At 63.0% G+C, this 12629-nt stretch carries 12 protein-coding genes; 4 read left to right on the top strand and 8 right to left on the bottom strand.

Going from position 1 to position 12629, the window contains the following annotated elements:
- Positions 1–139: 139 nt before the first annotated feature.
- Positions 140–1246 (top strand): MipA/OmpV family protein, encoded by a 1107-nt coding sequence (locus tag OQE62_RS14930; RefSeq protein WP_265722845.1) that lies wholly within the window; start codon positions 140–142, stop codon positions 1244–1246.
- A 213-nt stretch (positions 1247–1459) separates the two neighbouring features.
- On the opposite strand, the gene OQE62_RS14925 is transcribed toward OQE62_RS14930, so the two are convergent.
- Positions 1460–3223, bottom strand: coding sequence for a DUF885 domain-containing protein (locus tag OQE62_RS14925; RefSeq protein WP_265722844.1), 1764 nt, complete (start codon positions 3221–3223; stop codon positions 1460–1462).
- Between the two features lie 255 nt (positions 3224–3478).
- Here OQE62_RS14925 and OQE62_RS14920 point away from each other — a divergent pair, with 255 nt between their 5' ends.
- Complete coding sequence (locus tag OQE62_RS14920) at positions 3479–4330, top strand: carbon-nitrogen hydrolase family protein (RefSeq protein WP_265722843.1); 852 nt, start codon at positions 3479–3481, stop codon at positions 4328–4330.
- Between the two features lie 155 nt (positions 4331–4485).
- On the opposite strand, the gene OQE62_RS14915 is transcribed toward OQE62_RS14920, so the two are convergent.
- From OQE62_RS14915 to OQE62_RS14895, 5 genes are all read right to left on the bottom strand, one after another.
- Positions 4486–5499 (bottom strand): fumarylacetoacetate hydrolase family protein, encoded by a 1014-nt coding sequence (locus OQE62_RS14915; RefSeq protein ID WP_265722842.1) that lies wholly within the window; start codon positions 5497–5499, stop codon positions 4486–4488.
- Positions 5496–6053, bottom strand: a complete 558-nt coding sequence (locus tag OQE62_RS14910) for a VOC family protein (RefSeq protein ID WP_265722841.1) — start codon at positions 6051–6053, stop codon at positions 5496–5498. The genes OQE62_RS14915 and OQE62_RS14910 overlap by 4 nt, the downstream gene beginning before the upstream one ends.
- 135 nt (positions 6054–6188) lie before the next feature.
- Positions 6189–7289, bottom strand: coding sequence for a 4-hydroxyphenylpyruvate dioxygenase (gene hppD, locus OQE62_RS14905; protein WP_265722840.1), 1101 nt, complete (start codon positions 7287–7289; stop codon positions 6189–6191).
- A gap of 341 nt (positions 7290–7630) precedes the next feature.
- A complete protein-coding gene (locus OQE62_RS14900; RefSeq protein WP_265722839.1) occupies positions 7631–7909 on the bottom strand; it encodes a hypothetical protein in 279 nt (92 codons plus the stop codon).
- Positions 7910–7998: 89 nt separating this feature from the next.
- Positions 7999–8898: a tellurite resistance TerB family protein gene (locus tag OQE62_RS14895; protein WP_265722838.1), complete on the bottom strand. Its 900-nt coding sequence runs from the start codon at positions 8896–8898 to the stop codon at positions 7999–8001.
- Positions 8899–9110: 212 nt separating this feature from the next.
- On the opposite strand from OQE62_RS14895, the gene OQE62_RS14890 reads away from it, so the two are divergent.
- The gene (locus tag OQE62_RS14890; RefSeq protein WP_265722837.1) at positions 9111–10094 is read left to right on the top strand and encodes a calcium/sodium antiporter; all 984 of its coding nucleotides are present in this window, start codon (positions 9111–9113) and stop codon (positions 10092–10094) included.
- A gap of 96 nt (positions 10095–10190) precedes the next feature.
- Here the strand turns inward: OQE62_RS14890 and OQE62_RS14885 are convergent, their stop codons facing one another.
- Together OQE62_RS14885 and OQE62_RS14880 are read right to left on the bottom strand one after the other, a co-directional pair.
- A complete protein-coding gene (locus tag OQE62_RS14885) occupies positions 10191–10511 on the bottom strand; it encodes a chaperone modulator CbpM (protein ID WP_265722836.1) in 321 nt (106 codons plus the stop codon).
- A gap of 2 nt (positions 10512–10513) precedes the next feature.
- The gene (locus OQE62_RS14880; protein WP_265722835.1) at positions 10514–11476 is read right to left on the bottom strand and encodes a DnaJ C-terminal domain-containing protein; all 963 of its coding nucleotides are present in this window, start codon (positions 11474–11476) and stop codon (positions 10514–10516) included.
- Positions 11477–11591: 115 nt separating this feature from the next.
- On the opposite strand from OQE62_RS14880, the gene OQE62_RS14875 reads away from it, so the two are divergent.
- The gene (locus OQE62_RS14875; protein WP_265722834.1) at positions 11592–12596 is read left to right on the top strand and encodes an alpha/beta hydrolase; all 1005 of its coding nucleotides are present in this window, start codon (positions 11592–11594) and stop codon (positions 12594–12596) included.
- Positions 12597–12629 lie beyond the last annotated feature (33 nt).

The raw sequence follows: 12629 nt of genomic DNA, 5'->3' as shown, positions 1-12629 counted from the left end.
CGCGCAAATTCTGGCAGCATGGAACCTGTTGGCCCCGATTTTCCGGTATCTTGCGACGGGAGAGACGTTGGTCATCGACCTGCAACGCCATATTTATACAATCTGCATGCGCCCCTTTTCCCCTGAATGGATCGACCCCATGAAAATTCTCATCCTGCCCCTGCTACTGATCCTGCTCTTCCGGCCGCCGACAGCACTGGCGGAGGACCTCAGCGTCCGAGTACACAACCTGCCGCCCAAGGGATCCCTGGTGCTGCGGGTCTACAGCGACCCGGACAGTTTCGCGGACTTCCGCAACCCGGTCCGCGAACAGCGCTTCAGCATCCGGCCGGGGGAGCGCTATGTCGTCTCCGGCGTACCGGAAGGCGAGGTGGCGGTGCTGGCCTTCTTCGACGAAAACGACAACCGCGCCCTGGACAAGAACTTTATGGGCATCCCGCGGGAATCATTGGGGCTTTCGAACAATTACCAGCCCAAGGGCCCGCCGAGTTTTCAACAGGCCGCCATTACCGTAGCGCCCGATGGACCCAACCCTGTGGATATCCACCTGTATGAACTGCTGGGGGATTCCGGCCAGTGGGGTGTCGGTATGGGTGTCATCGGCCGCAACAGCCCCTATCTGGATTCGGATACCAATGTGGTGCAGGCTTTCCCGGTGGTGACCTACTTCGGCGAACGCCTGCAGTGGATCGGGCCCTCACTGCGCTACGGCGTGCTGGGCAGCGACAGGTTGCGGCTGGCCGTCACCGCCAGCTACCGCATGGGCGCCTATGAAGAGAAGGATGCGGAAATTCTCGAGGGTCTCGGCGATCGCGACGATACGGTGTTCGGCGGTGTGGCGCTGACCTACGAGGGGCCGGCGGGGACCGAATTCGACCTGCGCTACCAGCACGACCTGTTGGACCGCTTCGGCGGTGGCACTGCATCGGCCAGTGTGTCGCGGGGCTTCCAGTTCGGTCGCCTGCGGCTGATGCCGTCGTTGGGGGTCAACTGGTTGAGTGGCGACCTGGCGAACTACGACTTCGGCGTACCGACCTCCGCCGCCATTCCCGGCAGGCCGGCCTACACCGTCGGCAACAGCTACACCATCGAGGCCAGTATGGGGGGCATGTTCGAGTTGAGCGAGCGCTGGCGCCTGGCCCTGAACGTGGCGATGGAAAAGCTGGACAACAAGATTACCGACAGCCCGATTGTAGATGAGGATTATGTGGTCACCGGCTTTGCGGCGATGACTTACAGTTTCTGAAGGGCTGCTGGGTTCATCAACAACGGCGACGGGGCAAGCCAACACTCCCAGCAGGATGGACGTGCCCATCAAACCCGAATGATGGGCACGCTGCGCTTTGCCCATCCTACCAAACTCGTCATCCCGAGCTTGACCCGGGATCCAGTGACACGTCCCGGCAGTCTGGATTCCGGATCGAGTCCGGAATGACGAAAAAGCAGAGTTCCAGGTTTTTTACTCTTTCGCCTCGGCAATAAACCGCTCCATCTGCTCCTCCAACATCGACAGCGGTAGCGCCCCATTGGCCAGCAACGCATCGTGAAACGCGCGCAGATCAAACTGGTCCCCCAGCTCTTTCTCCGCCTTTTCCCGCAGTTCGCGAATCTTGATCTCGCCCATCTTGTAAGACAGTGCCTGACCCGGCCAGGAGATATAGCGGTCCACTTCCGCGCGCACATTGGCCTTGGACAGGGAGGTATTGTCGGCGAGGAAGTCCAGTGCCTGCTGCCGTGTCCAGTCCTGGGAGTGGATGCCGGTGTCGATCACCAGCCGCGCGGCGCGCCACATTTCGTAGCTGAGGCGACCGAAATCCTGGTAGGGGGTTTCGTAGACATCCATCTCCTTGCCCAGGCGCTCGGCGTAGAGGCCCCAGCCCTCACCGAAGGCACTCAGGTAGAGGTTGCGGCGGAACTGGGGCACGTTTTCCAGTTCCTGCGACAGGGCATTCTGCAGGTGGTGGCCGGGCACGGATTCGTGCAGGGTCAGGGCTACCAGTTCGTATAGCGGGCGCTGGTCCAGCTGGTGGGTGTTGACCCAGTAGGCGCCGCCGCGGATACCGCCGATGGGCGCCGGGTTGTAGGAGGCGGTGGTGTAGTTGGGGGCGATTTCGTCCGGCACCGGCACCACGCCGTAGGGCAGGCGCGGCAGTTTGCCGAAGAATTCCGGCAGGCGGTAGTCGATGCGCTTGGCGATGTACGACGCTTCCTTGAGCAGATCCTTTGGCGTCTCGGCGTAGAATTGTGGATCCGTGCGCAGGAACTCGGTGAATTCCTCAAAGTTGCCGTCGAAGCCGGATTCTTTTATCAGTTCATCCATTTCCGCGCGGATGCGTTTGACTTCCGCCAGGCCGGTCTTGTGGATTTCCGCCGGGTCCATATCCAGGGTGACATAGGTCTTGATGCCGTGGCGGTAGTAGTCCTCGCCGCCGGGCAGCTCCTCGGCGCCGATGGTGTCCGTGGCAGCCTGTAGATAATCGCCCTCTAGGAAATCCGCCACGCGGGCGAAGGCCGGGATGGCAGTTTCCGCAATCGCCTTTTTGCCGGCGGCGCGCAGGCGCTGCTGTTCGCCGGCGGCAATGGTGTCCGGGAAATCCTCGAAGGGATCAAAAAGGCTGCTGTCGGTGGGGTCATCGTAGGCCTGGGCGCGCACGGTGGGGGCTATGCCCTCGACAACGATTTTCGGCAGCACGAAACCATCTTCGATACCCCGACGCATATTGGCCAGGTTTTCGTCGAAGTAGCGGCCGAAATCGTTGATGCGGGCGATATAGTCTTTGTAGTCGCTCACCTTGAGCATCGCCAGGCCATCGCTGGCGTGCAGTGCCGCGCTGGTAAAGCTGTAGAAGGTGTTCAGCGGAATGCGGTCTAGGAAAAGCTCGTTGGCCTCCACCGAGTTTTCCAGCACCCACGTCAGCAGTTCCAGGTTGACGCGGTCGGATTCGCTGAGCTGCTGCGCATCGATTTTATCCAGGCGGGCGAGAAACGTTTTTTCGGCTTTCAGGCGACGGGCGCGGTCCTGCGCGGATACACCCGGCAGGCGGTCGTTGTAGTCCGGCACGCCCATGCGACCGGCGGTTATCGGGTCTTCCCGCAGGCTGTACTGCCAGTGGTCGTCGATGATTGCCTGTAGTTGTTCGGCGGGGGTGGCGGCCTGGGCGGCGGGGACCAGCAGCCAGGCGGCCAGGTAGAGGATGGACAGAAGCTTCAGGGGCCTTGCCATGTTTGCGTTCTCCGGTGTTCTTATTGGTGCGGATTATCGTGCAACTTTATCACCTACCGGGAAAGGCTTCATAAGTGGAGCGCTGGAAGGAGGCTGTTATGGGGTCGTTTGCCAATGGATCAGGTTGTTACAGGGGCGAGTGGTCTCGATGTTCGCCTGCAAGCAGGCTCCTACGGGTGGGAACGACGTCGGTTTTGGTTTTCCCGTGGTAGGGTTATCCGGTGGGAACTTCTCTTTGAGTAAAGGAGTTTAGCGGTGGAAGATTTCTGTGTGGGCGCTGTGCAGATGGTCAGTGGCGATAGCGTCGGCGAAAACCTGAGCCGTGCCGGCCCGCTGGTGGATGAGGCCGCCGAACGCGGCACCGATCTGGTGCTGCTGCCGGAAAATTTTGCCCACTTCTCCGGCCGCGGCAGTTACGCCGCGGCGGAACCGGTTGTGGCCGACGGCGGGGCCAGCCCCAAAGATCACCCCATTCAACACGCACTGCAGAGCTGGTCGAAAGAACTGGGAGTCTGGGTCGCCGCCGGCGCGGTGCCGTTGCTGGATCGGCCCGACGGCACATCGGTCGAGGGCAGACGCCACCGCTCGGCCTGCCTGTTGTACGACGACCGCGGCTCACTGAGGGCGCGCTACGACAAGATGCACCTGTTCGATGTAGAGGTGGAAGACGCCGCGCGCAGCTACCGGGAATCCGCCAGTATCGAGCCCGGCGACGCGTCCTGCGTAGCCGCCACACCCTGGGCGGAACTGGGACTCAGCATCTGTTTCGATCTGCGTTTTCCCGAACTCTACCGGCAATTGTCCACAGCCGGCGCCGAGGTTTTGCTGGTGCCCTCCGCCTTTACCTACACCACCGGTCGCGCCCACTGGATGACGTTGTTGCGCGCCCGCGCAATCGAAAACGGTTGCTTTGTGATTGCGGCCAACCAGGGGGGCCAACATACACCCAAACGGCGCACCTGGGGGCATTCGGCAGTTATCGATCCCTGGGGCGAGGTGCTGGCGGAGGCCGGTGAGGGGGAGGCGGTGATCACTGCGACGCTGGAGGCGGAAAAACTGGCGAAGGTGCGGCGGAGTATGCCGGTGCTTTCCATGCGGCGGCTTTAGATTCTGTAGGAGCTGCCTTGCAGGCGAAACCGACTTTACAGCCGTTCGCCTGCAGGGCAGGTTCCGACAGATTAAAAAAAGCCCGGTCGAGAATCTCGACCGGGCTTTTCTGTTTGATTGGGCACAGGGAAAAGGTGCGCACGGCGCACCCTACCTCAGGCCTGTTCGATCATCTGCTCGATACGGCCGAAAATGGACTGGCCTTTTTCGTCCAGCATCTCGATCGCGATCCTGTCGCCGAACTGCATGAAGGAGGTGCCCGGCTTGCCGTCCTGGATGGTCTCGATCATGCGGATCTCGGCGATACAGCTGTAGCCGACACCGCCCTCTTTGACCGGCTTGCCCGGGCCGTCGTCCAGTTTGTTGGACACGGTACCGGAACCGATGATGGTGCCGGCGCCCAGCGGGCGGGTCCTGGCGGCGTGGGCGATCAGCTGGCCGAAGTGGAAGGTCATGTCCACGCCGGCGTTGGGTTCGCCGAATTTCTCGCCGTTCAATTCGGAAACCAGCGGCAGGTGCAGCTTGCCCTCTTTCCAGTGGTCGCCGAGCTGTTCCGGCGTGACGCACACCGGCGAGAAGGCGCTGGAGGGTTTGGACTGGTAGAAGCCGAAGCCCTTGGCCAGTTCGCCCGGGATCAGGCCGCGCAGCGAGACGTCGTTCACCAGCATCACCAGCTTGATGTGCTTCAGTGCTTCCTCCGCGCTCACCCCCATGGGTACATCGTCGGTAATGACCGCGATCTCGGCCTCGAAGTCGATGCCGAAGCCCTCGCTCTGGGGCATTTTTACCGGCTCGCGCGGGGCCAGGAAGGTGTCGGAACCGCCCTGGTACATCAGCGGGTCGGTCCAGAAACTTTCCGGCATTTCCGCACCGCGCGCCTTGCGCACCAGCTCCACGTGGTTCACGTAGGCGGAGCCGTCGGCCCAGTGGTAGGCGCGGGGCAGCGGCGAGTGGCATTTGCCCTGATCGAAGGCCTCGCCTTCGATCTCGCCGCCCTGCAGTCTGCCGGCCAGCGCTTCCAGCTGGCCGGATACGGCATCCCAGTCATCCAGTGCGCTCTGCAGCGTGGGCGCGATATCGGCGGCGGACGCCATGCGGGTCAGGTCGTCGGAGACCACCACCAGCTGGCCGTCGCGGCCGTTTTCCTGTTTCAGGCTGGCTAACTTCACTGTGAGTCCTCTTCGGTGTTCGGTTTGAATTCTCCTTCGCCGTGCATCCAGGCCGCGTGCCGCGGTGCCTTTTTGGTGCGGGACCACTCTTCCAGCATATCCCCGGCCACGCGCTTCAGCTCGCTGTGCATACCGGGCTTGGCGGTATCGGCGGCCAGCTCGATGCGATGGCCATTGGGGTCGAAGAAATAGATGGATTTGAAAATGGTGTGGTCCGTGGGGCCCAGCACGTCGATGCCGGCGGCTTCCAGGCGGGCCTTGGCCGCCAGCAGATCGTCCATGCTCTCCACTTCGAAGGCGATATGCTGCACCCATTCGGGTGTTTTCTCGTCGCGGCCCATCTCCGGGGAGTTGGGCAGCTCGAAAAAGGCGAGCACATTGCCCATGCCCGCATCGAGAAATACGTGCATATAGGGATCCGGCTCGCCGGTGGAGGGCACCTTGTCCTCGGCGATGGCGAGCTGGAAATTCATGTCCAGGAGATCGCGGTAAAACTCTACCGTCTCCTTCGCATCTCGACAACGGTAGGCCACGTGGTGAATGCGTTTGATCATACTCTTTGTTCCAAGCTCAAATTTCGGAGTTCCGGGATGGAGCCGGAAAACAATCCCCCTCCCGGCTCTTCACGCTCGCTGCCGGTCCAGAACCCCGCGAGTTGATTTCCAGGGCTACGCCGCAGGTACTCCCGATCAGGCGGCGTCGCCGTCTTTCTTGTCCTTGTCACCGATCACGCCGCGCTTGAGCTGGTCGCGCTCGATGGATTCGAACAGGGCCTTGAAGTTGCCCTCGCCGAAGCCTTCGTCTTCCTTGCGCTGGATGAACTCGAAGAACACCGGGCCGAGCATATTGGCCGAAAATATCTGCAGCAGCAGGCGCGGCTGGCCGTCCTTGGTGGTGCCGTCCAGCAACAGGCCGCGCTTTTTCAGCTCTTCGGTGGGCTCGCCGTGGCCCGGCAGGCGCTCTTCCAGCATTTCGTAATAGGTTTCCGGGGGCGGGGTCATGAACTTCATGCCCTGCTCTTTCAGGCGGTCCCAGCAGGCCACCAGGTCGTCGCAGGCGAAGGCGATATGCTGGATACCCTCGCCGTTGTACTTCATCAGGTACTCTTCGATCTGGCCACCACCACCGGCCGCCTCTTCGTTCAGCGGGATGCGGATCTTGCCGTCCGGCGCGGTCATGGCCTTGGACGTAAGGCCGGTGTACTCACCCTTGATATCGAAGTAGCGGATCTCGCGGAAGTTGAACAGGTCTTCGTAATACTTGGCCCAGTAGTCCATGCGGCCGCGATAGACGTTGTGGGTCAGGTGGTCCAGGGTGTGGAAGCCGCAGCCCTCCGGGTGCCTGTCCACGCCTTCCAGCCAGTGGAAGTCGATATCGTAGATGCTCTCGCCTTCCGCGTAGCGGTCGATCAGGTAGAGTGTGGCACCGCCGATACCCTTGATCGCCGGCAGTCGCAGTTCCATGGGGCCGGTTTCCACCTGTACCGGCTGGGCGCCCTTCTCGATCGCCTCGTTGTAGGCGTGGGTGGCGTCTTTCACGCGGAAGGCCAGACCGCAGGCGGACGGGCCGTGCTCGCGGGCGTAGTAGTCGGCGTGGCTACCCGGCTCGTAGTTGGTGATGAAGTTGATATCGCCCTGGCGCCACAGCTCCACGTCTTTGGTGCGGTGGCGGGCCACCCGGGTGAAGCCCATGACCTCGAACACACTTTCCAGGATGCCCTTCTCCGGCGCGGTGAATTCGACGAATTCAAAGCCGTCCAGACCCATCGGGTTTTCAAATAAATCGGCCATCTGGTCCTCCATTATTTCTCTCATCAAGCTGCGCCGTTGGTGCCACAGCGGACTCATTAGTTTCAGGTGCAACGAACTTAGTTGCAAGTGTAACTAATGTCAAGAGGTGGAGAAACCTGGAACCTATTATGGAATCTGGTCACTTCTGAATATGGATACAGGCAGGAGGCTGCCGGCGGATGCCTGCTTTACGCAGCGCAACCGCAAGCAGGTGGTGATGATCTCGACGTCTGCCAATACCGTGACAGTGCGGCCGGGGTGACCCGCGAGCGGATATCCCACCGGGGAGAATTCCGCAGAGCTACCGCCTGGCACGGGCAGAGGTAAAGCGACAGTACCGGTCAGAGCCCGTCGCGGCACTTGCCACTATCGAGATCACAGGCTTTTCCCTTATGGAAAACGCCGTCCGATTCTTCGCACTCCGATTTGGTCGCCGGCGAGGAGCAGGAATCAATGCCTTCCTCACAACAGCCGACCGGGCCGACCTGCTCCTCATTCTGGGGCGAGGTCATTTGGCTGTCGGGGGATTGGGGCCCGTCATCTTTCGGCGAACAACCGGCGAACGCCACAATCAGCAGCCCTATCGCAAACACCTTCAACAGCAACTTTACAGGATTCATAGATAACTCCTTCAGCGTTGTGACGGCCCCCTTGGCGGGCCGCCGGAAAAATCGAATTGGCCGGGGTGCGCCGTCGGCGCCTGCGGGTTTCAGGCCGCCCGCGGCATCTGCGGTAACTGCCGCTCGATGGTCCGCACCGCCTCCTCGGAGATGCCGAGCTTTTCCGCCAGCCTGTCCATATAGGCCTTTTCCCTCGGATTGTCCTCGTTGATGGTCATCGCCGACACCAGGTAGAGGTTCAACGCCGTGGCCGGGTCGTTGACCCGCGCGATGACCTGGTCCATATCCACCGGCTGCGTCAGCAGCTGCCGGAGTTCCTCCAGGTCGGCGCTGTCCAGCTTGCCCTCCAGCGCCCCGGTGATATTGCGTTGCTCCTTCTCGTCGATGCGGCCATCTGCCTGGGCGGCGGCCACCATCGCGCGCAGCAATGCGTCCGCCTGCTCCTCGCCGTGTGCGCCGGCACCGCTATCGGCAAATCCGAAGATCCTCTCCCGGGGATTGGACCAGCCACCGGTATTGCCGCCGGGACCACCCGGCCCCTGGGGACTGAACTTGCCGCCCGCGCGGCCGAAGATCTGGCCTAGGATGTCGTCCAGGCTGGCGCCCGCGGGCGCGCCACCGTCTTTGCCGGCGGTACCGCCCTGCTGCTGCATCTGCTCGAATACGCGGCGGGCCATCTCGATCAGCATACCGGCGCCACCCGCCCCGGCCGGTATGCCGCCGCCGGAGATATCGCCGGGACTGCCGTTCCGGGAGCCGCCCGGTGTCGCGCCACCGGACTTGCCGGCGCGGGACAGGATGTCGTCCAGGCTGGTGCTGTCCGGGCCCGCCTGCTCCGGGTTCGGCGGCGGCACGCGGGAGAAGTCCGGCGGCGGTATCTTCCCGCCTCCGGGTGCCCCGGAGGGCGCCTGCGGCTGCTGGCGCGCCTTCTTGTTGAGCATGGAAATACCGGCGCCGATCAGGGCGCCCAGCAGAAGCTTCTTGTCCATCGGGGATGGCCCTCGCAAGTTCGGTCGGGTATGTACTCACTGTAGTTCAGATATGGCGTTTTTTTAGACAGAGCGAGGACAAATCGGGACCGGGCATTCGCCGCCACAGAGAAAGCCCTTCCCCAATTCCACCGAGCCGTTACAATCGGCCTCCGTTTACGGATCCGCCCGGCGGATCCAGGTCCCGAATTCACACTTGCACAGGACGCCCCATGCTTCTCGCCGCCCTCGCCGTCATCGCCGGATTCGCCCTGCTGGTCTGGAGCGCCGACCGTTTCGTCGAGGGTGCCGCGGCCACCGCCAAGCACGCGGGCATGCCGACGCTGCTGATCGGCATGGTGATCGTGGGTTTCGGCACGTCTGCGCCCGAGATGGTGGTGTCCGCCATGGCCGCGCTGGACGGCAGCCCGGGGCTGGCGCTGGGCAACGCCTACGGCTCCAATATCACCAATACCGGCCTGATCCTGGGGGCCACCGCACTGCTGATTCCGCTGACGGTGCACTCGAAGATCGTGCGCCGGGAACTGCCGCTACTATTGGCAATCAGCTGCCTCACCGGTTTTTTCCTCTGGAACGGCCGGCTGGCGCGGCCGGAGGCCAGTGTGCTGTTGCTGGGTTTCTTCGCGCTGATCGGCTGGACCATCTATTCCGGTCTGCGCGGCAAGGGCGATGTGCTCGAGAGCAACGTGGAGAGTGAGCTGGAAGTGCATTCCATGCCGCTGGGCCGCGCCATTTTCTGGGTGGTCGGCGGCCTGGCACTGCTGATCATCAGCTCGCGCATACTGGTCTGGGGCGCGGTGACCATCGCCGAGTCCCTGGGTGTCAGCGACCTGGTTATCGGCCTCACCATCGTCGCCCTGGGTACCTCGCTGCCGGAGCTGGCGGCCACCGTGGTGGCCGCGCGCAAGGGCGAACACGATATCGCCATCGGCAACGTGGTGGGCTCGAACATGTTCAACCTGCTGGCGGTGGTGGGGATCGCCGGCGTTATCGCGCCCATGGACAATGTACCGCCGGAAATGCTCACAAGGGACTGGCCCATGGTGATCGGCCTGACGGTGGCACTGTTCGTATTCGGCTACGGTTTCCGCGGCCAGGGGCGCATCAACCGCTTCGAGGGCGGGTTGCTGCTGGCGGCCTACATCGCCTACAACGCCTATCTGGTTATGACCATCACCAGGGCGGCCACTGCCTGACAGGCCTACTTCGCCGCAATTCGCTTCGATCTACGGCGGAATTTCAGCTCCCTCTGCTTTCAGGATTGGAAGGCGTTTTAATCGGCTCCTCCCGGGCTACCCCTGGCCCGAATCCTCCAACCGCGCCACGCGCGCCTGCAGCCTTTCAATCTCTTCCAGCAACTCGATCGCCAGCGCCGCGCCGGCCAGGTTCACCCCCAGATCCCGCTCCAGGGAGTGGACCCGGCGCACCCGACGCACACAGATGCCGCTGAAACGCAGGCGCGCGCGGCTGCGCGGCTCTATCACGCCCTCTTCCACCAGCGCCATGATATGTTCCGCCGGCAGGCCGCAGGCGCGGCAGAGTTCGCTCAGGGTGAGCTCGCTGTCCTCATCGAGAATCGCGCCGGTGATTGCTTCGTGATTCCTGCTCGCCATCGTCAGGCTCCCATGTTCGCACGCGGATCGAATTCAAACGCCTCGCTGAACCGGCGGTAGGCCTCCTTCTGCGCCTCGTCTCCCGCCGGCGGTGCGACCACTTTCAGGACCGCGTAGAGGTCGCCCGGTTTCTTCGCCGGAATACCGCGCCCCTTGAGGCGCAGCTTGCCGCCGCTTTTGCTGCCCGGGGGGATCGTCAGGTTCACCGCGCCCTCCGGCGTCGGCACCTGCACCCGGGCGCCGAGGGCCGCCTCCCAGGGGGCCAGTGGCAGGTCGAGATAGACGGTACTCCCCTCCACCGAATAGAGACGGTGCGGATTGAAGGTGATCTCCAGATACAGGTCACCGGGCTTGCCCTCGCCCATCCCCGGTTGCCCCTGGCCGGCCAGCCGGATCTGCTGGCCCTCGGTGACGCCCCGGGGAATCTTGACGTTGAGCTTGCGCTCCCTGACCTGGGGGCGGCCGTCCGCCCCCAGTTCGGAGTGTTTCAGTGTGATCTGGCGCGTGGCGCCACGGTAGCTGTCCTCCAGGTCGATGGCGATTTTGGCGTGGGTGTTCTCGCCCTGGGCGTGGAATTCATGCCGAAAGCCGCCGCTCCCTGCCCCGAAGCCACCACCGAAGCCGGCACGGCCGAACAGGCTTTCGAAAAAGTCGCTGAACGCCTCCGGGTCCGCCTCGGTATAGCCGCCGCCGTGGAATTCGAAGCCCTGGTCCCAGTCCGGCGGCGGGCGGAACTCCTCCCCGGAGTGGTAGCCGCTGCCGAGCTGGTCGTAGGCGGCGCGTTTCTCCGGGTCCTTGAGCACCTCGTAGGCCTCGCTCACTTCCTTGAAGCGATCCTCGGCCTCCTGCTCCGAGCTGACATCCGGGTGGTATTTGCGCGCCAGCCGGCGGTAGGCGCGCTTGATCTCGGCCTGGTCGGCATCCCGCTCCAGGCCGAGAGTTTTGTAGTAGTCCTTGTATTCCATGGGGTTCGGCATCCAGCCCCGGCGGCTTTTCCCACTTCACAGGTGGTACTGGCGCAGGGGTGCGAGGGTCAATACAGTGGCATCTCTCCCTAAAGCTATAGCAAGAGATAGAGCCGTGTTCCGGATACTGACGATGTTTGTCCTCGCCCTGTGCAACGCCGCGGCAGTGGCGACGGAAGTCGCCCTGCACGAGGATATCCCCTGGGCGCAACCGGAGGGCGTACCGTTGACGCTGGACATCCATGTGCCATCCACCGGCCGCGACAGCTACCCGGTGGTGGTCGTCTACCACGGCGGCGGCTGGCTGGTGAACGACCACAGCATCATGGATGCCGCCGCCCGCTACCTCGCCACCGAGGGCGATTTCGTGGTCGCCAACATGAACTACCGGCTGCTGGTCGACAACGACAACCGCACCCGTATGAACGAGATCGTCGAGGACGTTTTCGGCGGCCTGCTGTGGGTCAAGGAACATATCGCCGATTACGGCGGCGACCCGCGGCGCGTGGCGGTCACCGGCGACAGCGCCGGCGGCCACCTGGCCGCGATGGTGCTGACGGCCGGGCGCAACCTGGCCAGTGCCGGCTTCGATGCCGAAAAGCCCGGCTTCAATCCCAGCTATCTGCCCACCGGCAAGACCGCCGAGCAGGTGGCCGCGGAGGACGGCCTGGCAGTCCAGGCGGCGGTGCTCAGCTACGGTGCCTTCGATCTCCACGCGACCGCCCTGGGCGGATTCGAGACGGAGCAGAATGGCTTCTGGCAGTGGGCCGGTGCCGAACCGCGCGGTATCTTCGGCACCGGGTTCAATCCGCAGGACAACCCCGAGCTCTACAAGGCCGTATCGCCGCTACACCGGGTGCCCTCTGCCGAGGATTACCAGCTGCCAGCGGTTTTTGCCCATGTGGGCAGCGAGGATACAACCACGCCGCCGAAGGCGGTGAAGGCTTTTGTCGACACACTGCGCGATGCGGGGCAGCCGGTTGAATACCGGGTCTATGAGGGCAAGAACCACGCCTTTCTCGATACGGGCTGCAACGAGTTTCTCGGCAACTGCTTTGACGAGGATGCGCCGGATACCCTGGACGACATGATTGCGTTTTTTGACCGGCAACTGCGTTGACACTGACGGAAACAACTATCGCCCCGTAAAAAA

Origin of the sequence: Microbulbifer halophilus (assembly GCF_026183675.1) — a bacterium.
GTDB classification, from domain to species: domain Bacteria; phylum Pseudomonadota; class Gammaproteobacteria; order Pseudomonadales; family Cellvibrionaceae; genus Microbulbifer; species Microbulbifer halophilus.
The sequence above is the reverse complement of the archived record's forward strand: the minus strand, read 5'-3'. Positions and strand labels throughout refer to the sequence as shown.

Bases quoted from the DNA above. Each gene is read 5' to 3' on its own strand.
- OQE62_RS14930 (WP_265722845.1), top strand. From the start codon at position 140: ATGAAAATTCTCATCCTGCCCCTGCTACTGATCCTGCTCTTCCGGCCG.
- OQE62_RS14925 (WP_265722844.1), bottom strand. From the start codon at position 3,223: ATGGCAAGGCCCCTGAAGCTTCTGTCCATCCTCTACCTGGCCGCCTGG.
- OQE62_RS14910 (WP_265722841.1), bottom strand. From the start codon at position 6,053: ATGATCAAACGCATTCACCACGTGGCCTACCGTTGTCGAGATGCGAAG.
- hppD (WP_265722840.1), bottom strand. From the start codon at position 7,289: ATGGCCGATTTATTTGAAAACCCGATGGGTCTGGACGGCTTTGAATTC.
- OQE62_RS14900 (WP_265722839.1), bottom strand. From the start codon at position 7,909: ATGAATCCTGTAAAGTTGCTGTTGAAGGTGTTTGCGATAGGGCTGCTG.
- OQE62_RS14895 (WP_265722838.1), bottom strand. From the start codon at position 8,898: ATGGACAAGAAGCTTCTGCTGGGCGCCCTGATCGGCGCCGGTATTTCC.
- OQE62_RS14890 (WP_265722837.1), top strand. From the start codon at position 9,111: ATGCTTCTCGCCGCCCTCGCCGTCATCGCCGGATTCGCCCTGCTGGTC.
- OQE62_RS14885 (WP_265722836.1), bottom strand. From the start codon at position 10,511: ATGGCGAGCAGGAATCACGAAGCAATCACCGGCGCGATTCTCGATGAG.
- OQE62_RS14880 (WP_265722835.1), bottom strand. From the start codon at position 11,476: ATGGAATACAAGGACTACTACAAAACTCTCGGCCTGGAGCGGGATGCC.